The following is a 21,672-nucleotide window of genomic DNA, read 5'->3' on the forward strand; positions in this document are numbered from 1 at the left end:
CCGCACGAACGTCGTACGGCGGGTGCCGGCGCGTCCGCCGTGACGCGTCCGGCGTGTCGTGCACGCCACCTCCGACACGGTCGCGGGGCGTCCGGAGCTGTCGGTGGGGCGACCTAGGATGGCCCGCATGGCATCTGCTGGAGGCTCCGACTTCGTCCACCTCCACGTGCACACCGAGTACTCGATGCTCGACGGTGCGGCCCGGCTCGGCGACCTCTTCGCGGAGGTCGAGCGGCAGGGTCAGACGGCCATCGCGACCACGGACCACGGGTACCTGTTCGGTGCGTTCGACTTCTGGTCGAAGGGTACGGCGGCCGGGATCAAGCCGATCATCGGCGTCGAGGCGTACATCACGCCGGGCACGAGCCGGTTCGACCAGACGCGTGTGCGGTTCGGCCAGCAGGGTCAGGAGGCCGACGACGTCTCCGCGCGTGGCGCGTACACGCACATGACGATGCTGGCGCGGAACAACGAGGGTCTGCACAACCTGTTCCGCGCGTCGTCGCTCGCGTCGCTCGAGGGACAGATGGGCAAGTGGCCGCGGATGGACCGCGACCTGCTGGAGACCTACGGCAAGGGGCTCATCGCCACGTCGGGCTGCCCGTCGGGGGAGATCCAGACGCGGCTGCGCCTCGGCCAGTGGGACGAGGCGGTGCGCGTCGCCGGCGAGCTGCAGGACATCTTCGGCAAGGAGTTCTTCTACGTCGAGCTGATGGACCACGGGATCGAGATCGAGACCCGCGTCCTCAAGGACCTGCTGCGCCTGTCGGAGACGATCGGCGCCCCGCTCGTCGCGACGAACGACCTGCACTACGTGAAGCAGGAGGACAGCGCGTCGCAGGAGGCCCTGCTCGCGATCAACTCCGGCTCGACCCTCGCGGACCCGGACCGGTTCAAGTTCGACGGCGACGGCTACTACGTGAAGTCGGCCGCGGAGATGCGGCGCATCTGGGCCGAGCTGCCCGAGGCGTGCGACAACACGCTGCGGATCGCGGAGCAGTGCGAGGTCTCGTTCAACACCTCGGCGAACTACATGCCGAACTACCCGGTCCCGGCGGGCGAGGACGAGACGAGCTGGTTCGTCAAGGAGGTCGAGGCGGGCCTGCACCACCGGTACCCGGGCGGCATCCCGGACGAGGTGCGCAAGCAGGCCGCGTACGAGACCGAGGTCATCACGCAGATGGGCTTCCCGGGGTACTTCCTCGTGGTCGCCGACTTCATCAACTGGGCCAAGGACAACGGGATCCGTGTCGGGCCGGGCCGTGGCTCGGGCGCGGGCTCGATGGCCGCGTACGCCATGAAGATCACCGACCTCGACCCGTTGCAGCACGGCCTGATCTTCGAGCGGTTCCTCAACCCGGACCGCGTCTCGATGCCCGACTTCGACGTCGACTTCGACGAGCGTCGTCGCGGCGAGGTCATCCGGTACGTGACGGAGAAGTACGGCGAGGACCGCGTCGCGCAGATCGTCACGTACGGCACCATCAAGGCCAAGCAGGCCCTCAAGGACTCGGCGCGGCTGCTCGGCATGCCGTTCGCGATGGGGGAGAAGCTCACCAAGGCGATGCCGCCCGCGATCATGGGCAAGGACATCAGCCTCACGGGCATCTTCGACCCGGCGGACAAGCGGTACCACGAGGCCGAGGAGTTCCGTCAGGTCCACGCGACCGACCCGGACGCGCAGCGCGTCGTCGAGCTCGCGAAGGGCATCGAGGGCCTGAAGCGGCAGTGGGGCGTGCACGCCGCGGGCGTCATCATGTCGAGCGACCCGCTGATCGACATCATCCCGATCATGCGGCGGCCGCAGGACGGCGCCGTCATCACGCAGTTCGACTACCCGACGTCCGAGGGCCTCGGCCTCATCAAGATGGACTTCCTCGGGCTGCGCAACCTCACGATCCTCGACGACGCGCTCGAGAACATCGTGATGAACGGCAAGGACCCGGTCGTGCTCGAGGAGCTCGAGCTCACGGACCGCAAGACGTACGAGATGCTCGGGCGCGGCGACACGCTGGGCGTGTTCCAGCTCGACGGCGGCGGCATGCGGACCCTGCTGCGCCTCATGCGCCCCGACAACTTCGAGGACATCTCGGCCGTCGGTGCGCTGTACCGACCGGGCCCGATGGGCGCGAACTCCCACACCAACTACGCGCTGCGCAAGAACGGCGCGCAGGAGGTCACGCCGATCCACCCCGAGCTGGCCGAGCCGCTCGAGGACATCCTCGGCACGACGTACGGCCTGATCGTGTACCAGGAGCAGGTCATGGCGATCGCGCAGCGCGTCGCCGGGTACTCGCTCGGACAGGCCGACATCCTGCGCCGCGCGATGGGCAAGAAGAAGAAGTCCGAGCTGGACAAGCAGTTCGAGGGCTTCTCGGCCGGCATGCAGGAGCGCGGCTTCTCGATGTCCGCGGTGCAGACGCTGTGGGACATCCTGCTGCCGTTCTCCGACTACGCGTTCAACAAGGCGCACTCGGCCGCGTACGGCGTCATCTCCTACTGGACGGCGTACCTCAAGGCGAACTACCCGGTCGAGTACATGGCCGCGCTGCTCACGTCGGTCAAGGACGACAAGGACAAGTCGGCCCTGTACCTCGGCGAGTGCCGCCACATGGGCATCACGGTCCTGCCGCCGGACGTGAACTCGTCGGCCGCCAACTTCACGGCCGTGGGCGCAGACATCCGCTTCGGCCTCACCGCGGTGCGCAACGTCGGCGCGAACGTCGTCGACGCGATCGTGCGGACCCGCGAGGAGAAGGGCGCGTTCACGTCGTTCACCGACTTCCTCGAGAAGGTGCCGGCGGTCGTCTGCAACAAGCGGACCATCGAGTCGCTCATCAAGGCGGGCGCGTTCGACTCGCTCGGCCACCCGCGACGCGCGCTGCTGCTCGTCCACGAGCAGGCGGTCGACTCCGTCATCGGCGTCAAGCGCAAGGAGGCGGAGGGTCAGTTCGACCTGTTCGCCGACCTGATGGGCGGCGACGACGCGGGCCCGGGCTTCGCCGTCGCGATCCCCGACCTGCCCGACTGGGACAAGAAGCAGCGCCTCGCGTTCGAGCGGGAGATGCTCGGGCTCTACGTGTCGGACCACCCGCTGTCGGGCATCGAGCACGTCCTCGCGGCGTCGGCGGACGTGTCGATCGCGACCCTGCTCGCGGACGAGGCGCGGCCGGACGGGTCCACCGTGGTGATCGCGGGGCTCATCACGTCCCTGCAGCGCAAGATGTCGAAGCAGGGCAACCCGTGGGCGGCGGTCACGATCGAGGACATGGAGGGGTCCGTCGAGATCATGTTCTTCGGCGAGACGTACCTCGCGTACTCGACGGTGCTCGCGGAGGACGCGGTCGTGGTGGTGAAGGGCCGGGTGCGTCGCCGCGACGAGTCGATGTCGCTGCAGGCGATGGAGGTGTCGCTGCCCGACGTGTCGCAGGTCGCGGACGCGCCGGTCGTCGTCTCGCTCGCGGTCGCGCGCTGCACGCAGCCGCTGGTCGAGCGCCTGCGCGAGGTCCTGTCGACCCACCCGGGGATCACGGAGGTGCACCTGCGCCTCACCAGCCCGGGGCGGGCGACGGTGATGCGCCTGGGCGACGGGTTGCGGGTCGAGCGTTCGCCGTCGCTGTTCGGCGACCTCAAGGCGCTCCTCGGCCCGAGCTGCCTCTCCGCCTGACGACACATAGCCCTTGCGTTATATAACGCAAGATGGAAACATCGCCTCCGTGGACGTGATGGACGCGTTGGGCGACCCGGTGCGGCGGCGGCTCGTCGAGCTGCTCGCCGACGGCGGTCGGAGCGCGGGCGACCTCGCCGACGCGGTCGGCGCGGAGTTCGGCATCAGCCAGCCTGCGACGTCCCGTCATCTGCGCGTCCTGCGCGAGGCGGGCGTCGTCGAGTCGCGCCCGCAGGGCCCGGTCCGGCTGTACTCCGTGCGTCCCGAGCCGCTCGCCGACGTCGAGCGGTGGGCGCGCGACGTGCGCCGCTACTGGGAGCCCCGTCTCGACGCGCTCGCCACCGAGGTCGCACGTGGCACGCGTGCCCGCCGCCTGGCGTCGGGCGACGCGCCCGGCACCAACGGCCAGGGGAGGAACCCATGAGCGACAGCACCGACGTGCGCGGCGTCCTGACCGCGACGCCCGCCGGCACCACCGTCCGCTTCGAGCGCCGGTACGCGACGGACGTCGACGACCTGTGGACGTGCCTGACGGAGCCGGCCCGCGTCGCCCGCTGGCTCGGCCCTCTGTACGGAAACCTCCGGGTCGGTGGCGCGTACGAGCTGCGGATGGGGGAGGACGTGCCGGGCGCGGACCAGAACGCGACGGGCGAGGTCCTGGTCTGCGAACCGCCGCACCGCCTCGAGGTGACGTGGGCGTTCCCGGGCGAGCCGGTGACGCGCGTGTCGGCGACGGTCGGGGAGGTCGGCTCGGGTGCGGTCCTCGTCCTCGAGCACGTCGACCTCGGTGACGCGGCGGCCCGCGGGTACGGCGGGGGATGGCACGCCTCGCTCGACCGGCTCGACGACCACCTCGACGGCCGGCCGATCCGGCCGTGGGACGACCTGTTCGCCGAGCGCCACGGCCTCTACCGCGCCTGAGTCGCCTCGATCCGGCGCACGCGTTCCGCGGCAGCCCGCCGCATCGGGCCGTCGACGGTCGCCATCGCTCGGAGGCGCGCGAGTCCGTCGGGTGAGCCGAGCCGATCCAGCGCCCACGCGATCGCGAGGCGGAGCGACGGCTCGTCCGTGTCGAGGTCCCGGAGGAAGGCGGCGTACCCGGGATCGCCCGACCTGGCCAGCGCGTACACGGCTGTCACCAGATTCCACGGGCGTGGGCCGGGGAGCCCGTCGACCAGGGCGCGTCGCGCGACCGTCACCGCGCGTCGGTCGCCGAGCAGCGACAGCTCGTGCGCGCAGCCCCAGCGGGCGAGCACGTCCGCCGCCTGCGCGGTCCCCGCGAGCAGCAGCGCCTCCTCGCCGCCGGGCGGACGCAGACGCTCGACGGCCTCGACCGCCTCGGCGGTGGCGATCCGCCCCAGGCTTCGCACCTCGGGCTGGGGGAACCGCAGCGTCTCGATCCGCGCGGTCAGCAGCGGAACGGCAGCGGGCGCGGTGATGCGACTCCTCCGGAAGCCGTCGACGAGGCTGCCGGCGTCCGCGAGTGCCAGCACCTCCTCCGCCTCGGCCAGCGACGTGACGGGTGTGCGGATGGCCACCTCGTGCTCGAGCATCGATCGGAAGGAGTGGAAGGCCTTCGACGTCTCCTTGACGATCTGCCACACCTCCCACTCCTCGACCCCGTCACGCGGGACCAGGCAGGTCGTCCCCGGGAACCAGCCGCGCCCGATGACGAGGCCGTCGGCGAACGGGGCCCACGGCCAGATGTCGGCGCCGTCCGTGACGATCCGCGCAGGCCCGTCCGCGTCGGCAGCGGTGTCCGCGTACATCCGGGCACCCTGGGGATCGTCGTCGCGCCACCATCGTGTCTCCTCGCACGGGAGAAGGCCGATCCCGACCACGCTCGAGTCGGACGGCCACTCGTCCCACCACCCGTCCGCGTCGGTGGCCGTCGCGCCGAACAGGTCGGCGTACGCGCCGTCGCTGATCCGCAGGAACTCGCGGTACGACGGCGGGAGGCGCCGCCCGATGCGGTCCTCGGTCGCCAGGACGGCGTCCTCCGAGGCGGGCGCCCGGAGCACCGTCCCCTCCTCGCGGGCCACGCTCGTGGGCACCATCCCGAGCGGGACGTCGTCGAGCACCAGCCTGCTCCACGTGCGCAGGAGCTCGTGCATGGTCAGGTCGTGCGTCACCTCGCCAGGATCGCCACCCGCCCGGTCGAGACAAGGGGGCGCGCCGGGAGGCCGGCGCGCGTCACCCGACCGTCGCGCTGACCACGCCCGTCGGCAGGTCCACGTCGACGCGGTCGCCGCGCACGAGCTGCCGGCCGCGACGGGACTCGGGCTCGCCGTTGACGGTCACCGCGCCGTCGTCGAGGAGCTCGCGCGCCTGCGCGCCCGTCTCGGCGAGGTCGGCGAGCTTGAGGAACTGGCCGAGGCGGATCGAGTCGTCGGCGATGGGCACCTGCGTCATGGCAGCAGTCTGCCCGCCGCGGCGGGCGCCCGAGGGCCGGGCGCAACGGAAAGGGGAGGCGTCCGCTCGTAGACTCGTGGCCGTGATCACCCGAATCGACCTGCGCGGTCGCGTGCTGTCCCGTCGTGAGCTCCTGCAGGAGCTGCCTCGCGCGGAGGTCGACGTCGAGCACGCCGCCGAGGCGGTCGCGCCGATCATCGCGGCCGTGCGCGAGCGGGGCGCGGCCGAGCTGCGCGACCTCGCCGAGCGGTTCGACGGCGTCCGCCCGCAGCACGTGCGCGTCCCCGCCGCGACGATCACGGCGGCGGTCGACCGGCTCGACCCGCAGGTGCGGGCCGCGCTCGAGGAGACGATCCGCCGCGTCCGTCAGGTGCACGGCGCGCAGCGTCCCGACGACTTCACGGTCCAGGTCGCGCCGGGTGCGACGGTCCGCCAGCGCTGGCTCCCGGTGCGGCGCGTGGGCCTGTACGTGCCGGGCGGGCTCGCGGTGTACCCGTCGTCGGTCGTGATGAACGTCGTCGCGGCGCAGGAGGCCGGGGTCGGCTCGCTCGCGGTCGCGTCGCCGCCGCAGCAGGATGAGGGCGGGCTGCCCGACCCGGTGGTGCTCGCCACGTGCGCGCTGCTCGGGGTGGACGAGGTGTACGCCGTCGGCGGCGCGCAGGCGGTCGCGATGTTCGCGTACGGCGCCGCGGGCTCGCAGGCGGAGGACGGAGACACGCTGTGCGAGCCGGTCGACGTCATCACCGGACCCGGCAACGTGTACGTCGCCGCAGCCAAGCGGCTGGTGCGCGGCGTCGTCGGCATCGACGCGGAGGCGGGCCCGACGGAGATCGCGATCCTCGCCGACGGGACGGCCGACGCCAACCACGTCGCGGCCGACCTCGTCTCGCAGGCGGAGCACGACCCGCTGGCGGCGGCCGTGCTGGTCACGACGTCGGTCGAGCTCGCGGGCTCGGTCGAGGCGAAGCTCGTCGACCGCGTCGACGCGACGCGGCACCGCGAGCGCGTGACGACCGCGCTCAACGGCGCGCAGTCCGCGATCGTCCTGGTCGACGACCTCGACGCGGGGCTCGACGTCGTCAACGCCTACGGCGCCGAGCACCTCGAGATCCAGGCGGTCGGAGCGTCCGCGCTCGCGGACCGCGTGACGAGCGCGGGCGCGATCTTCGTCGGGCCGTACTCGCCGGTGTCGCTCGGCGACTACATGGCGGGCTCGAACCACGTGCTGCCGACGGGCGGCTGCGCGCACTTCGCGAGCGGGCTCGGCGTGCACTCATTCCTGCGAGCCGTGCAGGTCGTGGAGTACGACGCCGACGCGCTCGCGGTGGTCGCGGACCGGATCGTCGCCCTCGCCGACGCCGAGGGTCTCCCGGCGCACGGTGAGGCGGTCCGCGCGCGCTTCTGACCCGCTGCCCGCACGCGCGACGACGGCCGGCTCACCGTGTGGTGGTCGGCCGTCGCCGTGGTCGGACGTCGTGGGGTCGCGGTGGTCCCCTTCCTGCGGACGCCTGAGCCGGTCGTGGGCGGACGCTCCCTAGAATCGGTGGCGTGACCGCCGACCTCGCCCGTCCCGCGCTGCCGCTGCGCCCCGAGCTCGCCGGGCTGGAGCCGTACGGCGCGCCCCAGCTCGACGTGCCCGTGCTGCTCAACGTCAACGAGAACCCGTACGCGCCGTCGGACGCCGTCGTCGAGGACGTCGCGCGCGCGGTGGCCGAGGCGACGCGCACGCTCAACCGGTACCCGGACCGCGACTTCGCCGCCCTCCGCCAGGACCTCGCGGACTACCTCGCGGTCGAGTCGGGCGTGCGGGTCGCACCCGAGCAGGTGTGGGCGGCCAACGGGTCGAACGAGATCATGCTGCACGTCCTGCAGGCCTTCGGTGGTCCGGGACGCACGGCGCTGTCGTTCGCGCCGACGTACTCGATGTACCCCGAGTACGCGCGCGACACCTCGACGGCCTGGATCGAGGGCCGCCGCGAGGAGGACTTCAGCCTCGACCCCGACGCGGCGCGCACCGCGATCGAGCAGCACGCACCGTCGGTCGTCCTGCTCGCCAGCCCGAACAACCCGACGGGCACCGCGCTCCCGGCGGCCACGGTGCTCGCGGTCCTCGACGCCGCCGCGCGCGTGCCCGGCGGCTGCGTCGTCGTCGTCGACGAGGCGTACGGCGAGTTCCGCCGGCGCGGCACGCCGTCCGCGCTCGAGCTGCTCGACGGTCACCCGCACCTCGCCGTGAGCCGCACGATGTCGAAGGCGTTCGGCCTCGCCGGGGCGCGCGTCGGCTACCTGACGGCCTCGACCGCGTTCGTCGACGCGCTGCGCGTCGTGCGCCTGCCCTACCACCTGTCGGCCGTCACGCAGGCGGTCGCCCGGGCCGCGCTGCGGCACGCGCCGGAGCTCATGGCGCAGGTGGGCTCGCTGCGCGACGAGCGCGACGCCCTCGTCGGCTGGCTGCGCGAGCGCGGGCTGCAGGTCGCGGACTCCGACGCCAACTTCGTCCTGTTCGGCACGTTCGACGACCGCCGGGCCGTCTGGCAGGGTCTGCTCGACCGTGGCGTCCTCATCCGCGAGGTCGGGCCGCAGGGCTGGTTGCGGGTGTCGGTCGGCACCCCGCAGGAGACGGCGGCGTTCAAGGACGCCCTGACGCAGGTCGTGGGACTGGCCGCGACCGGCAACGAGGAGGACCGGTGAGCACTGGCACGACCGCGGCCCCGCGGACCGCACGCGTCGAGCGCACGACGAGCGAGTCGAGCGTCGTCGTCGAGCTCGACCTGGACGGGACGGGCCGCACCGAGATCTCGACGACGGTGCCGTTCTACGACCACATGCTCACGGCGCTCGGCAAGCACTCGCTCATCGACCTCACCGTCCGCGCGACGGGCGACACCCACATCGACGCGCACCACACGGTCGAGGACGTCGCGATCACCCTGGGCGAGGCGCTGCGTCAGGCGCTCGGCGACAAGCGCGGCATCTCCCGGTACGGCGACGCGACGGTGCCGCTCGACGAGGCGCTCGCGCAGGCCGTCGTCGACGTGTCCGGCCGCCCGTACCTCGTGCACTCCGGCGAGCCCGCGGGGCAGGAGTACCACCTCATCGGCGGGCACTTCACCGGCTCCCTGACGCGGCACGTGCTCGAGTCGATCGCGCACCACGCCGCGTTCAGCATCCACGTCCGCGTGCTCGCGGGCCGTGACCCCCACCACATCGTCGAGGCGCAGTTCAAGGCACTCGCCCGGGCGCTCCGGTTCGCGGTCGCGCTCGACCCGCGCGTGGACGGCATCCCGTCGACGAAGGGTGCGCTGTGAGCGACCAGCCCTCCGGCGGCCGCACGCCCGACGAGCCGGACGACGTCGTCGTCCCCGACGACCTGTCGTCGCTGCTCGACGGGCCCGGCGGCTCCTCGGTCCCGGACGACGCCTCGGCGCTGCTCGACGACACCGCGGGCCGGACCGTGCCCGACGACGCGTCGGCGCTCCCCGGCGACGCGGAGGAGCCGTCGCCGACGGGCGCCACGCGCGCGGGGGACGGCGCGGACGCTGCGGACGCGGCGGACGGCGCGGGCGCGGCCGGCGACGCCGACGCCGCTCAGGTGGTCGTGCCGGACGACCTGTCGTCGCTCGCCGCGGGCGGCACCGAGGTCCCGTCGCTCGCGCTCGTCGTGACGCAGGTCGCCGCACCGGCGCCGCTCGCCGCGGCGTGCGCGCTCGCCAAGGTCGACGTGGACGTCGTGCCGTCGTCGGTCGGCGCGATCGCGGTGCTGCGCGACCCCGCGAGCGGGCCGGCCGGTGCGGAGGCGATCTCCCGGCTGCTGCGGACGCTGCCCGTGATCCTGCTCGAGCGCCGCGAGGGTCAGATCTCCGCGGGACGCTGGACGGGCGGGGCCCGGGTCGCTGACCTGCCGCCGGGTCTCGTGCTGTCGGACGCGCCGTCGGTGCTCGAGGACCTGCTGCTCGGCGACGCGAAGGTCGCCGAGGTCCCGGGCGTCGTGTCGAGCGTCGGCATGTCCCGCTGGCAGGCGATGCGTGCGCTCGCGGCGGGCCGCAAGAGCCGGTGAGAGGTCCGTCTCGTCGCACGACCGCGGCCCGCCTCGGCGACGACCGGCGGGTAGCCTGACGCGGTGTCCAACCCCCGCGTCGTCGTCCTCGACTACGGCTTCGGCAACGTCCGCTCCGCGGTGCGCGCGCTCGAGCGCGTCGGCGCCCAGGTCGAGCTGACCGCGGACAAGCACGCCGCGACGGAGGCTGACGGCCTCGTCGTGCCCGGCGTCGGTGCGTTCGCGGCCGTGATGGGCGGGCTGCGCGCGGTCGGCGGCGACCAGGTCGTCGACCGGCGGCTCGCGGGCGGGCGTCCCGTGCTCGGCATCTGCGTCGGGATGCAGGTCATGTTCGCCGAGGGCGTCGAGCACGGAGACCGCACCGACGGGCTGGGCGAGTGGCCCGGCGTGGTCGACCGGCTCGAGGCCGATGTCGTGCCGCACATGGGCTGGGCGACGATCGACGCGCCCGCGGGCAGCACGCTGTTCCGCGGCCTCGAGGACGAGCGCTTCTACTTCGTGCACTCCTACGCCGCGCGGTCGTTCCCGCTGACCGACGAGGAGCAGAGCGCGACGCCGTTCAGCGCGCCGCTCGTCACGTGGGCCACGCACGGCGACCGGTTCGTCGCGGCGGTCGAGAACGGCCCGCTCGCCGCGACGCAGTTCCACCCCGAGAAGTCCGGCGACGCGGGCGCGCAGCTGCTGACCCACTGGGTCGACTCGCTGCGCTGACCCCGGCGCTCCCCTCACCACCGCACCACCTCCCGGAGGACACCCATGACCGACCGCCTCGAGCTGCTGCCCGCCGTCGACGTCGCCGACGGCCAGGCCGTCCGCCTCGTCCAGGGGGAGGCCGGCTCCGAGACCGGCTACGGCGACCCGCTCGCCGCGGCGCTCGACTGGCACGCCGGCGGGGCCGAGTGGATCCACCTCGTCGACCTCGACGCGGCGTTCGGGCGCGGCTCCAACGCGGACCTGCTCGCCGACGTCACGCAGCACCTGGCGGGCAAGGGCGTGAAGATCGAGCTGTCGGGCGGGATCCGCGACGACGCGTCGCTCGCCCGCGCGCTCGGCACCGGCGCGACGCGCGTCAACCTCGGCACGGCCGCGCTCGAGGACCCGGAGTGGACCGCGCGCGTCATCGCCGAGCACGGCGACCAGATCGCGGTGGGCCTCGACGTGCGGGGCACGACGCTCGCGGCCCGTGGTTGGACGCAGGAGGGCGGTGACCTGTGGGAGGTGCTCGAGCGCCTCGACACGGCCGGCTGCTCCCGCTACGTGGTCACCGACGTGACGAAGGACGGCACGCTGCGCGGCCCGAACGTCGACCTGCTCCGCGAGGTGTGCGCGCGCACCGACGCCCCGGTGGTCGCGTCCGGCGGCGTGTCGAGCCTCGAGGACCTGCGCGTGCTGCGCGAGCTCGTCCCCGTGGGCGTCGAGGGCGCGATCGTCGGCAAGGCGCTGTACGCGGGGGCGTTCACGCTGCCGCAGGCGCTCGACGTCGCCGGCCGGCCCTGACCTGGTCGTGAGCACGGGTCGCGCGCTGCCGCCGTCGTCGCCGTTCGCCGGCGACGACGGGTCCGCCGACCCCCGCGTCGCCGCGGCGGTGTCCGCCTACGGACGGGGCGACGGCACGGTCGCGGGCGTGGTCGACGCGCTCGCCGGCACGCGCGTGCTGGTGCCCGTGCTCGCCGAGCTCGAGGCGGCCGACGTCGTCGTGCACGACGGGCACGCGCACACGGTCGACAAGGAGGCGTCCGCGGGGATCGTCGCGCTGCGCACGCCCGACGGTCGCACGGCGCTGCCGGTCTTCACGAGCGTCGCGGCGATGACGGCGTGGCGTGCCGACGCCCGGCCCGTGCCGACCGACGCGGCGCGCGCGGCGCTGTCCGCGGTCGACGAGGGCTGGGAGGTCCTCGTCGTGGACGCCGGCGGGCCGGTCACCGTGCTGCTGCCGCGGACGGCCGTGTGGGCGCTGGCCCAGGGGCAGGCGTGGCGGCCCGCCGTGGTCGGCGGGACGGTCGACCGCGACGTCGCCGAGGCGGTCCGGCACGCGCTCGCGACCGTGCGCGACGTCGTCGAGTCGAGCACGGAGCCGGGGAAACGCGCGGAGGTGGCCGTCGTCCTGGGCCTCGTCCCCGGGCTGGACCGGGCGCGTCTCGACGCAGCGCTGGCGCAGGTGAACGCCGCGCTGGCGGCCGACGAGACCGTGACGTCGCGCGTCGACTCGCTCGAGCTGCGCGTGCGCGCCGCCCGCTGACCCGGGCGCGCGGCGTCAGTGCCGGCGGCGCAGCGCCCAGGCGAACGCGAACACCGTGACCGCGGTCGCGGCGACCAGCTGCCCGCCGAGGATCACCCGGTTGAGGTCGAGCGTGGGCCGCCACTGCACCCCGGACTCGTCGACGACGAACACGCCGACCGCCTTCACGTGCGCGGCGTAGCCGCCGCCCCCGCCGTGCCCGCCGCCGTGCCCGTGGTGCGGCTCGGGGTCGCCCGTGCGCCGGCCGAACGACGGCGCCGACGGCAGGTCGCCCTCGCCGTCCCCGGACCCGAGACCGACCGCGCCCGACACCCGGGCGACGGGGATGACGAGCGTGCCGTCCTTCTCGTACGCGTCCCCGAACACGCGGCGGACCGTGAGGTTGTCGTTGGCGGCGCCGGCGAGCTGCGTCGGGTCGAAACGAGGTGCGTCGGACATGCGTTCCTCCGTGCGTTCTCGGTCGGTCAGGAGCAGGTCGAGCGGTTCAGGTGCAGGTGGGTGCGTCCGTGAAGGCGGACTCGTCGTCCAGCATGGCGCGCAGGGTGCTCACGGGCACCACGAAGCTGTGCCCCTCGGCGTCCTTCGCGTACACGACCCCGACGACGCGTCCGTCGGTGTCGAGCACGGCGGAACCCGAGCTCCCCGGCTCGACGGGTGCGTCGGTCACGAGGACCTCGCCGAGGTTGACGTTGAGCGGGTCGGTCGTCGCGCCGAGCACGGCGCCCGTCGTGATCGTGAGCCGCTGCCCGAGCGGGTAGCCGACGACGGTCACGGCGTCCCCGGGTGCGGGGTCGGCGTCCGCGAGCTCGGGTGCGGCGGGCAGCGGCTCGGCCGTCCGGACGATCGCGAGGTCCGCGAGACCCGCGGTGCTCGCGGCGGTCGCGCCGACGTCGCGCCCGTCGTACGTGCTGAGCTGCAGCGCGGAGGAGTCGGCGACGACGTGCCGGTTCGTGACGAGCGTGTTCGCGTCGATCGCGAAGCCGGAGCCCGTCGAGACCGAGCCGCACCCGATGTTCCGGATCCGGACCGCCATGCGCTGCGCCGAGTCGAAGCCGTCGGGCGAGAGGTTGCCGGACGACGTGGGCGCCGGCGCCGGGGCGCGGCTCGGGATGACGCTCGACGGCACCGGTGCGGGCATCGCGGGCAGGACGGCGCAGCCGGTCAGGCACACCAGGAGCGCGAGCCCGGCGAGCGGCCGCAGGCGGGGTCGCGTCACCGGTCGAGCTCGCGCTGGAGGGAGGCGTTGGCGTCGGTCGCGGCCCCGCACACGCGGTCCACGTCGGTCGCGAACCGCTGCAGGTCGGACGGGTCGTACTGGTCGGACTCGCGGAGGTAGCCGATGAGGCGCTGCTGGCCGTCGATGCAGTTCGCGAGCGCGGTCGCGACCTGTCCCGCGGCCTGCGACACGCGCGCCTGGTAGTCGGCGAGCTGCTGCTGCGACGCGCTCGTGTCGCCGAGCCGTGCCTTCTCGTCGGCGAGCTCCGTGATGCGCTGCTGCGCGGCAGCGAGCTGCGTCTGCGTGTCCGTGAGCTCGGCCTGCGCGGCCTCGAGGTCCGTCTGCGCCTGGGCCAGCGCCGTGCCGTGCGTGCGCGCGAGGTCCTCCCACTGCGCCGACGACCGCTGCCACGCGCTCGTGGTGCGGATCAGGTAGACGGTCAGGAGCGCGGCCACGACGACGACCGCGACGAGCGCGACCGCGAGGACGGTCGTGCCCCGGCGGCGTGGCGTCCTCGGTCCGCCGGCGCGGTCGACGCCACCGGCGGGCGGGACGACGGGCGGGCCCGCCGGCACCCACGGCCCGGGTGTCGGTGCCGGTGCCGCGGTGGCGACCGGTGCACCGGTGGTGCCAGGTGCGGCGGCGGTCGCGGGTGCGGGCCGGGAGCCCGGTGCGGGCGGCACGGCGCCGGGCACGGGCGGCAGGGGTGCCGTCGGCGCGTGCGTCGCCGGCGGGACGGGAGCGCTCGCGGGCGAACCCGGTGCGGGTGTCCCGGGTCGCGGGGTCTCGGGCCAGCCGGCGGGGGCGTTGTCGGTCGGCATCGCCCCAGGATACGAGCGCCCGACGGCCCCGGGGTCGACCGTGGCGGGTGAGGCCGCGAGCCGGTCCGGGGGATCGCCCGGTCCGTCCCGATGCCGGTCGCCGTCGGGCGCGAGCCGCGTCACACCCGGCCTGCGGGCCGGGGAAATCGGTCGGAGGACCGTTCGCCCCGGGCGACAATGGTCGCCATGTCCCGCTTCCCCTACGGCGCGCTGCTGCGTCTCCCGGGGGTGGGGCGGCTGTTCGCCGTGTCGTTCGTCGCCCGCATCCCGCACGCCATGACCGGCGTCGTCCTCACGCTGCACGTCGTGACGGCGCTCGACCGCGGCTACGCCCAGGCGGGACTCGTCGCGGGCGCGATGACGGTCGGCATGGCCGTCGGCGCGCCGTGGCGCGGGCGGCTCGTCGACCGGCTGGGCCTGCGCCGCGCGATCGCGCCGTCCATCGTGGTCGAGTCGGCCGTCTGGGTCGTCGCACCGCACCTCTCCTACGAGGCGCTCGTGGCCGCGGCCGTGGTCGCCGGGCTGTTCCTCGTGCCCGTGTTCTCGGTGACGCGCCAGTCGCTGTCCGTCATGGTGCCGCTCGCCCAGCAGCGGTCCGCGTTCGCGCTCGACTCGGTCGCCGTCGAGGTGACCTTCATGCTCGCGCCGGTCCTCGGCGTGGTGCTCGCGACCCAGGTGTCGACGTCCGTGGCCCTCACCGTGGTCGGCAGCACGACGGTGCTGGCCGGCGTCCTGCTGTTCTGGGCCAACCCGCCGACGCGCTCGGCGACCCCGGCCGACGCCGCGACGGTCGTCGAGGGCGCGCGGGCGCGCGTGCTCGGACCCGACCTCGTCGTCGTGCTGCTCGCCGCGCTCGCGGCGTCGTTCGTGCTGGTCGGCACCGACGTGTCGCTCGTGGCCGCGCTCAACGACGAGGGCCGCGCGTCCGACGTCGGCTGGATGATCGCGCTCTGGGCGGGCGGCTCCGTGGTCGGCGGCCTCGTGCACGGCGCCCGGCACCGGTCGCCGTCACCGCTCGCCCTCGTCGCGATCCTCGCGCTCGCGACCGTGCCGGCGGCCTTCGCGCCCGTCCCGGTGTGGCTCGCGCTCGCGGTCGTGCTCGCGGGCCTGCCGTGCGCGCCGGCGCTGTCGTCGATCAACGCGACGCTCGTGCGGCTCGTGCCCGAGCACCGGCGCGGCGAGGTCATGGGCTGGAGCGGGACGATGTCGACCGTCGGCAACGCGCTCGGCGCGCCCCTGTGCGGCTGGGTGATCGACCGCGGCACGCCGGGTCACGGCTTCCTCACCGCGGCCGCCGTCGGGGGCGCCGTCGCGGTCGGCGGCCTCGTGGTCCTGCGGGTCACGTCCGCACGGCGCGGCGGACCGGGGGGTGCGGCGCCGCACGACGACGCTGCTCCCGCGCCCGCCGACGAGACCACGCGCGGACTCGCGCCGGTCGCCTCCGACGAGCCGACGGTGGTCACGCCGCGCGAGCCGCTCGCCACCGAGGGCGCGGCCGCGAAGGACCCCGCGGGCGTCTGACGCCACTCTCGGGGCGCCTGACGCCCCTCCCGGAGCCCGGGCCAGGGGCGTCTGACGCCTCTCGCGCCGGCGGCGCCGAACGTCGGACGGCGCGCGTCGCGCCGGCGGCGCCCGCAGGGGCGTCCCGTCGGGGCGGCGACGCCTCCGGGCGTCAGACGACGGAGCCGGTGAACTTCTCGCCGGGGCCCTCGCCGGGGGCGTCGGGGATGACGGACGCCTCACGGAACGCGAGCTGGAGGGTGCGGAGCCCGTCGCGCAGCGACCGCGCGTGCTGGTTGCCGATGTCCGGGGCGGACGCCGTGACGAGCGCCGCGAGCGCGGTGATGAGCTTGCGTGCCTCGTCGAGGTCCAGGTACGCGGCGCCCGCTCCGTCCGGGCCGTCCTCCGCGAGCCCGCACTTCACGGCGGCGGCGCTCATGAGGTGCACGGCGGCGGTCGTGATGACCTCGACGGCGGCGACGTCCGCGATGTCGCGGGTCGCGCCGGTCACCGAGCCGTCGGTCGGCTCGGCGGTGTCGGGGGCGTCGGACGTGGGGGAGTCGGTCATGGGCCCGATCCTCTCATCGCCCGCGCACGCGCCGACGCGACGAGGCCCCGTCGTGCCGGGGTCGGCGGGACGGGGCCTCGTCGTGCGGGGTCGTGCGGGTCAGGCGACCGGGACGCTCGCCGTCGCGGGCTCGCCGGTCTCCAGGGGAGCGGAGCCGGTCAGCGCGGCGCGCAGCTGCGCCCCCAGACCGGCGTCGACCTGCGTCCAGTACTGGATGGCCCGCTCGCGGATGTCGTCGCGGCGCACGCCACCCACGTGCCCCGTGATCGTCTCGAGGAACCGGGCGCGCGCCGCGTCGTCGAAGACCTCGCGGTAGAGCGTGCCCGCCTGGCCGAAGTCGTCGTCCTCGGCGTGCAGCGTCGCGGCGGCGCGGACCATCGCGCCGTCGGACTCCCACCCGCCGGACTCGCCCGCACGCGCCGGGTCGGCCGCGGGGCCGCCCGCCGAGTTCGGGGCGTAGACGGGGACGTCGGGGGCCGCGAAGGCGATGCGCGCGGCGCCGTCCTTCGAGTACGAGTGCACGTCGGCGTGGGGCGCGTTGACCGGGAGCTGCGCGTGGTTGGTGCCCACGCGGTACCGGTGCGCGTCGGCGTAGGAGAAGATCCGCGCGAGCAGCATCTTGTCGGGGCTGGCGCCGATGCCGGGGACGAAGTTCGACGGCGCGAACGTCGCCTGCTCGATCTGCGCGAAGTAGTTCTCGGGGTTCCGGTTGAGCTCCATGACGCCGACCTCGATCAGCGGGTAGTCGGCGTGCGGCCACACCTTCGTGAGGTCGAACGGGTTGAAGCGGTACGTCGTGGCGTCCTCGTACGGCATGACCTGCACCGACATCGTCCAGCGCGGGAAGTCGCCGGCCTCGATGTGGCCGAACAGGTCGCGGATGTGGTGGTCGGCGTCGGACCCGGCGAGCTGCGCGGCCTCGTCGGCCGTGAGGTTGTCGATGCCCTGCTGGGTCTTGAAGTGGTACTTGACCCAGAACCGCTCGCCCGCGGCGTTGACCCACTGGTAGGTGTGCGAGCCGAAGCCGTCCATGTGGCGCCACGACGACGGCAGACCGCGGTCGCCCATGAGCCACGTGACCTGGTGCGCGGACTCGGGCGACAGCGTCCAGAAGTCCCACTGCATGTCGTTGTCGCGCAGGTGCGAGCCCGGGAGGCGCTTCTGCGAGCGGATGAAGTCGGGGAACTTGATCCCGTCACGGATGAAGAAGACCGGGGTGTTGTTGCCGACGAGGTCGTAGTTGCCCTCGGACGTGTAGAACTTCAGCGCGAACCCGCGGGGGTCGCGCCACGTGTCGGGCGAGCCGTTCTCGCCGGCGACCGACGAGAAGCGCGCGAGCACGTCGGTCTGCATGCCCGGCTGGAACAGCGCGGCGCGCGTGTAGGCGGACACGTCGCCCGTCGTCGTGAACGTGCCGAACGCGCCGCCGCCCTTGGCGTGGACCACGCGCTCGGGCACGCGCTCGCGGTTGAACTGCGCGAGCTTCTCGACGAGGTAGTGGTCGTGCAGGACGATCGGGCCGTCGGCGCCGACGGCGAGCGAGTGCGCGTCGGAGGCGACGGGGGCGCCGCTGTTCGTCGTCGTCGGGGGCACGTGAGACATGGGTGTCCTCTCCAGGGTGGGTGGTGCGACGCGCGACCCGGGTACCGGGTGCCCGTCAGGGCCGGCGTGCTCGGCGGTCGCCGGGCGGCCGGTCAGTCGTCGACGGCGGCCGCGGCCGCCGCGCAGGTGGGGCACAGGCCCCAGAACGTGACCTCCGCCGTCTCGACCGCGAAGCCGGACGTGGAGGAGGGGATCAGGCAGGGGGCGTGGCCGGTGACGCAGTCGACGTCGTCGACGGCGCCGCAGCCCCGGCAGACGACGTGGTGGTGGTTGTCGCCGACGCGCCGCTCGTAGCGGGCCGGGTGGCCCGCGGGCTCGATGCGCCGCAGCAGCCCGGCGGCCGTGAGCGCGCCGAGCACGTCGTAGACAGCCTGCACCGACACCGACGGCACGCCGGCGCGCACGACGCGGAGCACGGTGTCCGCGTCGGCGTGCGGGGTGCGGCGGAGCGCGTCGAGCACGGCCAGTCGCGGGCTGGTGACCCGCAGGCCGTGGTCGCGCAGGAGTGCGGTGTCGTCCACGTCCTCCACCCAACCATCGAAACTGGAATGATTCAAGTATTGGAACGGTTCCATGTCATGTGGACCCGGCGGCGGGCGCCCCTCGGACAGAGGGTGCGCGGCCGTCTGGTAACCTTGTCCACGACTGACCTGCGACCGCGCGCGACTCGACCCTCACGGGACGGCGACCGGCGGTCCAGGGGCACAAGTGGAGAACCTCCCACCTGGGTCTCGACCGACCGGCTCGACCGGCGACAGGGACCGGGTCACCAGTCCGCACGTCGACGGCCACGCCGTCGGCGCGACTCGCGGCGACCGGCCGGTCGTGCGCGGGGCGGAGCTGTACGAGGCCTCCTCCTGTGCTCAGGACGGGGGCCTTCCTCGTTCCTGACGGTCCGCCACGACGAACCTGAGGAGCACACATCAGCGAGCCCCGCATCAACGATCGGATCCGCGTCGCCGAGGTCCGCCTGGTCGGCCCCAACGGCGAGCAGGTCGGCATCGTCCGCGTGGAAGACGCACTGCGCCTGGCCCAGGACGCCGACCTCGACCTCGTCGAGGTCGCCCCGGACGCCCGCCCGCCCGTCTGCAAGATCATGGACTACGGCAAGTTCAAGTACGAAGCAGACATGAAGGCCCGCGAGGCCCGGCGCAACCAGACCAACACGGTCCTCAAGGAGATCCGCTTCCGCCTGAAGATCGACCCGCACGACTACGGCACCAAGAAGGGCCACGTCGAGCGGTTCCTCAAGGCGGGGGACAAGGTCAAGGTCATGATCATGTTCCGCGGTCGCGAGCAGTCGCGCCCGGAGATGGGCATCCGCCTGCTGCAGCGCCTCGCCGAGGACGTGGCCGAGCTCGGCTTCGTCGAGAGCTCGCCGAAGCAGGACGGGCGCAACATGATCATGGTGCTCGGCCCGACCAAGAAGAAGGCCGACCAGAAGCTGGAGCAGCGTCGTGCCGCGCAGGCCGCGGCCCGTGCCGCGGAGGAGACCGAGCCCGAGGCTTCCGCCGCGGCGCCCGAGGCTCCCACTGCCGTGCCGGTCCGCACCGAGGCTCCCGTCGCGCCCGCGGCGACCGCCCCGTCGGCGCCTGCTCCGGCCGTCGCCGCGCCTGCCCCGGCAGCGGCAGCGCCCGCTCCGGCGGCGGCCGCTCCGGCAGCCGCTGCTGCTCCGGCCGCTCCCGCGGCCGACGCAGCCGAGGCGTCGCGTCCGGCCGCACCGCGTCCGGCGTCCCCGCGTCCGCCGGCCCCGCGGGCGGCGCCCGCCCGGACGGCGCAGGCGGCACCCGCTCCCGCGGCGCGACCGGCCGCACCCCGGCCGGCGCCCGCGTCGGCCACCCCCAAGCCGCCGGCACCTCGCCCGGCCCCGCGGCCCCGGCCGCAGGCCCCGGGTCAGTCCGGCTGACCGACCTGATCACGCCGGCCCGGTTCCCCGCCGGGCCGCACGACGACGAGTCGCGCACGATCCGCGCGCGATGAGATGGACAAGGAGACACGGCAGCCATGCCGAAGAACAAGACGCACTCCGGTGCCAAGAAGCGCTTCCGGATCACCGGCAGCGGCAAGGTCATGCGTGAGCAGGCCAACGGCCGTCACCTCCTCGAGCACAAGTCGAGCCGTCGCACCCGCCGCATCGCCGGCGACGTCGTCGTCTCCGCCGCTGACACCCCGAAGATCAAGAAGCTGCTCGGCAAGTGACCCGTCCGGGGTCGCGACGAGCGATCCCGGGGCACTCGAGCCCTAGACAAGCAAGGAGCATCACGTGGCACGCGTGAAGCGGGCGGTCAACGCCCAGAAGAAGCGCCGGGCAACTCTCGAGCGCGCCAGCGGCTACCGCGGGCAGCGCTCGCGCCTCTACCGCAAGGCGAAGGAGCAGGTCACCCACTCCCTCGTCTACGCCTACCGCGACCGCAAGGTCCGCAAGCAGGACTTCCGCAAGCTGTGGATCCAGCGCATCAACGCAGCGTCGCGCGAGCAGGGCCTGACGTACAACCGCCTCATCCAGGGCCTCAAGCTCGCGGGTGTCGAGGTCGACCGTCGTGTCCTCGCGGACCTCGCGGTCAACGACGCCGCGGCGTTCAACGCCCTGGTGCAGGTCGCCAAGGACGCGCTGCCCGCCGACGTCAACGCGCCGTCGGCTGCGTGACGACTGCCTCGCAGCAGCACAGCACCTCCCGGACGCCCGGCCGATGCCCGAGCTGACCAACCCCCGCGCCGAGCGGGTGAAGGCAGTGCGGGCGCTGGCCGGGCGTCCGGCGCGTGCACGGTCGGGTCGGTTCCTGGTCGAGGGACCGCAGGCCGTGCGCGAGGCCGTGCGCGCCGAGCACGTGCACGTGCACGACCTGTACGTCACTGACGCGGCCGCGGAGCGGTACGGCGAGATCGTGTCCGCCGCGGGCGGGCGGGGGATCGTCGCCCGGACCGGCACGCCCGAGGTGCTCGACGCGATGAGCGCCGACGCCCAGGGCGTCCTCGCGGTCGCGGACCAGGTCGACGTCGGCCTGGACGACGTCCTCGCGAGCCGTCCGCGCCTGGTGGCGCTGCTCGTGCACGTCCGCGACCCCGGGAACGCGGGCACCGTGGTGCGTGCGGCCGACGCCGCCGGCGCCGACGCCGTCGTCCTGACGCGCGAGAGCGTCGACCTGCACAACCCCAAGGTGGTCCGCTCCACCGCAGGGTCGCTCTTCCACCTCCCGGTCGCGACGGGTGCCGACCTCACGTCCGCCGTCGCGGCGCTCCGCGGGCGCGGCGTGACCGTGCTCGCGGCCGACGGCACGGGTGAGCACGACATCGACGACCTGCTCGACGTCGCGGGCGCCGCACCCGACGGCGTGCCGGACCTCGCGGGGCCGACCGCGTGGGTCTTCGGCAACGAGGCGTGGGGCCTGCGCGACGAGGACCGCGCGCTGGCCGACGCCGTCGTCCGGGTCCCGATCCGGGGCCGCGCCGAGTCCCTCAACCTCGCCACGGCCGCGACGGTCTGCCTGTACGCGAGCGCCCGCGCGCAGCGCTGACGAGGACGCGCGCATGGCGCCGCGCTACTCTGCTCGTCCGCGGTCGGGCAGCCCGACCTCTGGTGATGGTCCCGG

23 protein-coding genes are annotated in these 21,672 nt (G+C 74.1%); 15 read left to right on the top strand and 8 right to left on the bottom strand.

What is annotated here, in order from left to right; genetic code table 11:
- Positions 1 to 127 precede the first annotated feature (127 nt).
- Genes dnaE through GXP71_RS04940 form a run of 3 tightly spaced genes read left to right on the top strand, consistent with a single transcriptional unit; the run spans position 128 to position 4,588 of the window.
- Positions 128 to 3,667, top strand: a complete 3,540-nt coding sequence (gene dnaE / locus GXP71_RS04930) for a DNA polymerase III subunit alpha (RefSeq protein ID WP_162351750.1) — start codon at positions 128 to 130, stop codon at positions 3,665 to 3,667.
- 58 nt (positions 3,668 to 3,725) lie between these two features.
- Positions 3,726 to 4,091 carry a helix-turn-helix transcriptional regulator gene (locus tag GXP71_RS04935; protein ID WP_162354201.1) on the top strand — a complete coding sequence of 122 codons (366 nt, stop codon included), beginning with the start codon at positions 3,726 to 3,728 and terminating at the stop codon, positions 4,089 to 4,091.
- On the top strand, positions 4,088 to 4,588 hold the full coding sequence (locus GXP71_RS04940; RefSeq protein WP_162351751.1) for an SRPBCC family protein: 501 nt from the start codon (positions 4,088 to 4,090) through the stop codon (positions 4,586 to 4,588). The genes GXP71_RS04935 and GXP71_RS04940 overlap by 4 nt, the downstream gene beginning before the upstream one ends.
- Here GXP71_RS04940 and GXP71_RS04945 read toward each other — a convergent pair.
- Both GXP71_RS04945 and GXP71_RS04950 read right to left on the bottom strand, forming a co-directional pair.
- Positions 4,576 to 5,799 carry a HEAT repeat domain-containing protein gene (locus tag GXP71_RS04945; RefSeq protein WP_162351752.1) on the bottom strand — a complete coding sequence of 408 codons (1,224 nt, stop codon included), beginning with the start codon at positions 5,797 to 5,799 and terminating at the stop codon, positions 4,576 to 4,578. The two genes, GXP71_RS04940 and GXP71_RS04945, sit on opposite strands and share 13 nt — an antisense overlap.
- Positions 5,800 to 5,860: 61 nt before the next feature.
- Positions 5,861 to 6,079: an RNA-binding S4 domain-containing protein gene (locus GXP71_RS04950; protein ID WP_162351753.1), complete on the bottom strand. Its 219-nt coding sequence runs from the start codon at positions 6,077 to 6,079 to the stop codon at positions 5,861 to 5,863.
- A gap of 82 nt (positions 6,080 to 6,161) precedes the next feature.
- On the opposite strand from GXP71_RS04950, the gene hisD reads away from it, so the two are divergent.
- The 7 genes from hisD to GXP71_RS04985 all read left to right on the top strand — a co-directional run bounded on the left by hisD (position 6,162) and on the right by GXP71_RS04985 (position 12,375).
- Positions 6,162 to 7,484, top strand: a complete 1,323-nt coding sequence (gene hisD, locus GXP71_RS04955; RefSeq protein WP_162351754.1) for a histidinol dehydrogenase — start codon at positions 6,162 to 6,164, stop codon at positions 7,482 to 7,484.
- 143 nt (positions 7,485 to 7,627) lie between these two features.
- On the top strand, positions 7,628 to 8,770 hold the full coding sequence (locus GXP71_RS04960) for a histidinol-phosphate transaminase (protein ID WP_162351755.1): 1,143 nt from the start codon (positions 7,628 to 7,630) through the stop codon (positions 8,768 to 8,770).
- Positions 8,767 to 9,387, top strand: coding sequence for an imidazoleglycerol-phosphate dehydratase HisB (hisB, locus tag GXP71_RS04965; protein WP_162351756.1), 621 nt, complete (start codon positions 8,767 to 8,769; stop codon positions 9,385 to 9,387). The genes GXP71_RS04960 and hisB overlap by 4 nt, the downstream gene beginning before the upstream one ends.
- Positions 9,384 to 10,136 (top strand): hypothetical protein, encoded by a 753-nt coding sequence (locus GXP71_RS20260; RefSeq protein ID WP_238402624.1) that lies wholly within the window; start codon positions 9,384 to 9,386, stop codon positions 10,134 to 10,136. Before hisB ends, GXP71_RS20260 begins: the two co-directional genes overlap by 4 nt.
- Positions 10,137 to 10,199: 63 nt before the next feature.
- On the top strand, positions 10,200 to 10,847 hold the full coding sequence (hisH, locus tag GXP71_RS04975; RefSeq protein WP_162351757.1) for an imidazole glycerol phosphate synthase subunit HisH: 648 nt from the start codon (positions 10,200 to 10,202) through the stop codon (positions 10,845 to 10,847).
- Positions 10,848 to 10,892: 45 nt separating this feature from the next.
- A complete protein-coding gene (priA, locus tag GXP71_RS04980; protein WP_162351758.1) occupies positions 10,893 to 11,633 on the top strand; it encodes a bifunctional 1-(5-phosphoribosyl)-5-((5-phosphoribosylamino)methylideneamino)imidazole-4-carboxamide isomerase/phosphoribosylanthranilate isomerase PriA in 741 nt (246 codons plus the stop codon).
- Position 11,634: 1 nt separating this feature from the next.
- Positions 11,635 to 12,375 carry an SseB family protein gene (locus GXP71_RS04985; protein ID WP_162354203.1) on the top strand — a complete coding sequence of 247 codons (741 nt, stop codon included), beginning with the start codon at positions 11,635 to 11,637 and terminating at the stop codon, positions 12,373 to 12,375.
- A 15-nt stretch (positions 12,376 to 12,390) separates the two neighbouring features.
- Here the strand turns inward: GXP71_RS04985 and GXP71_RS04990 are convergent, their stop codons facing one another.
- Genes GXP71_RS04990 through GXP71_RS20265 form a run of 3 tightly spaced genes read right to left on the bottom strand, consistent with a single transcriptional unit; the run spans position 12,391 to position 14,412 of the window.
- On the bottom strand, positions 12,391 to 12,813 hold the full coding sequence (locus tag GXP71_RS04990; RefSeq protein ID WP_162351759.1) for a spore germination protein GerW family protein: 423 nt from the start codon (positions 12,811 to 12,813) through the stop codon (positions 12,391 to 12,393).
- A 46-nt stretch (positions 12,814 to 12,859) separates the two neighbouring features.
- A complete protein-coding gene (locus GXP71_RS04995; RefSeq protein ID WP_238402626.1) occupies positions 12,860 to 13,591 on the bottom strand; it encodes a S1C family serine protease in 732 nt (243 codons plus the stop codon).
- The gene (locus GXP71_RS20265) at positions 13,588 to 14,412 is read right to left on the bottom strand and encodes a hypothetical protein (protein ID WP_238402627.1); all 825 of its coding nucleotides are present in this window, start codon (positions 14,410 to 14,412) and stop codon (positions 13,588 to 13,590) included. The genes GXP71_RS04995 and GXP71_RS20265 overlap by 4 nt, the downstream gene beginning before the upstream one ends.
- A 186-nt stretch (positions 14,413 to 14,598) precedes the next feature.
- On the opposite strand from GXP71_RS20265, the gene GXP71_RS05005 reads away from it, so the two are divergent.
- On the top strand, positions 14,599 to 15,933 hold the full coding sequence (locus GXP71_RS05005) for an MFS transporter (RefSeq protein WP_238402628.1): 1,335 nt from the start codon (positions 14,599 to 14,601) through the stop codon (positions 15,931 to 15,933).
- A 151-nt stretch (positions 15,934 to 16,084) separates the two neighbouring features.
- Here GXP71_RS05005 and GXP71_RS05010 read toward each other — a convergent pair whose 3' ends face one another.
- From GXP71_RS05010 to GXP71_RS05020, 3 genes are all read right to left on the bottom strand, one after another.
- Positions 16,085 to 16,480 (bottom strand): DUF1844 domain-containing protein, encoded by a 396-nt coding sequence (locus GXP71_RS05010; RefSeq protein ID WP_238402629.1) that lies wholly within the window; start codon positions 16,478 to 16,480, stop codon positions 16,085 to 16,087.
- Positions 16,481 to 16,579: 99 nt separating this feature from the next.
- Complete coding sequence (locus tag GXP71_RS05015; RefSeq protein WP_162351761.1) at positions 16,580 to 18,082, bottom strand: catalase; 1,503 nt, start codon at positions 18,080 to 18,082, stop codon at positions 16,580 to 16,582.
- A 92-nt stretch (positions 18,083 to 18,174) separates the two neighbouring features.
- The gene (locus tag GXP71_RS05020) at positions 18,175 to 18,603 is read right to left on the bottom strand and encodes a Fur family transcriptional regulator (RefSeq protein ID WP_238402630.1); all 429 of its coding nucleotides are present in this window, start codon (positions 18,601 to 18,603) and stop codon (positions 18,175 to 18,177) included.
- A 449-nt stretch (positions 18,604 to 19,052) separates the two neighbouring features.
- On the opposite strand from GXP71_RS05020, the gene infC reads away from it, so the two are divergent.
- From infC to GXP71_RS05040, 4 genes are all read left to right on the top strand, one after another.
- On the top strand, positions 19,053 to 19,988 hold the full coding sequence (gene infC, locus GXP71_RS05025) for a translation initiation factor IF-3 (protein ID WP_238402723.1): 936 nt from the start codon (positions 19,053 to 19,055) through the stop codon (positions 19,986 to 19,988).
- A gap of 98 nt (positions 19,989 to 20,086) precedes the next feature.
- Complete coding sequence (gene rpmI, locus GXP71_RS05030) at positions 20,087 to 20,281, top strand: 50S ribosomal protein L35 (protein ID WP_013770804.1); 195 nt, start codon at positions 20,087 to 20,089, stop codon at positions 20,279 to 20,281.
- 64 nt (positions 20,282 to 20,345) lie between these two features.
- Positions 20,346 to 20,729, top strand: coding sequence for a 50S ribosomal protein L20 (gene rplT / locus GXP71_RS05035; protein WP_124344182.1), 384 nt, complete (start codon positions 20,346 to 20,348; stop codon positions 20,727 to 20,729).
- 43 nt (positions 20,730 to 20,772) lie between these two features.
- Positions 20,773 to 21,597, top strand: coding sequence for an RNA methyltransferase (locus GXP71_RS05040; protein WP_162351763.1), 825 nt, complete (start codon positions 20,773 to 20,775; stop codon positions 21,595 to 21,597).
- Positions 21,598 to 21,672: the final 75 nt, after the last annotated feature.

The sequence above is a fragment of the Cellulomonas sp. H30R-01 genome, from assembly GCF_010119915.1.
GTDB classification, from domain to species: Bacteria; Actinomycetota; Actinomycetes; order Actinomycetales; family Cellulomonadaceae; genus Cellulomonas; species Cellulomonas algicola.

Coding starts and splice junctions, on each gene's coding strand:
- dnaE (WP_162351750.1), top strand. CDS start 128: ATGGCATCTGCTGGAGGCTCCGACTTCGTCCACCTCCACGTGCACACC.
- GXP71_RS04935 (WP_162354201.1), top strand. CDS start 3,726: ATGGACGCGTTGGGCGACCCGGTGCGGCGGCGGCTCGTCGAGCTGCTC.
- GXP71_RS04940 (WP_162351751.1), top strand. CDS start 4,088: ATGAGCGACAGCACCGACGTGCGCGGCGTCCTGACCGCGACGCCCGCC.
- GXP71_RS04950 (WP_162351753.1), bottom strand. CDS start 6,079: ATGACGCAGGTGCCCATCGCCGACGACTCGATCCGCCTCGGCCAGTTC.
- priA (WP_162351758.1), top strand. CDS start 10,893: ATGACCGACCGCCTCGAGCTGCTGCCCGCCGTCGACGTCGCCGACGGC.
- GXP71_RS04990 (WP_162351759.1), bottom strand. CDS start 12,813: ATGTCCGACGCACCTCGTTTCGACCCGACGCAGCTCGCCGGCGCCGCC.
- GXP71_RS20265 (WP_238402627.1), bottom strand. CDS start 14,412: ATGCCGACCGACAACGCCCCCGCCGGCTGGCCCGAGACCCCGCGACCC.
- GXP71_RS05005 (WP_238402628.1), top strand. CDS start 14,599: ATGTCCCGCTTCCCCTACGGCGCGCTGCTGCGTCTCCCGGGGGTGGGG.
- GXP71_RS05010 (WP_238402629.1), bottom strand. CDS start 16,480: ATGACCGACTCCCCCACGTCCGACGCCCCCGACACCGCCGAGCCGACC.
- GXP71_RS05015 (WP_162351761.1), bottom strand. CDS start 18,082: ATGTCTCACGTGCCCCCGACGACGACGAACAGCGGCGCCCCCGTCGCC.
- rpmI (WP_013770804.1), top strand. CDS start 20,087: ATGCCGAAGAACAAGACGCACTCCGGTGCCAAGAAGCGCTTCCGGATC.
- GXP71_RS05040 (WP_162351763.1), top strand. CDS start 20,773: ATGCCCGAGCTGACCAACCCCCGCGCCGAGCGGGTGAAGGCAGTGCGG.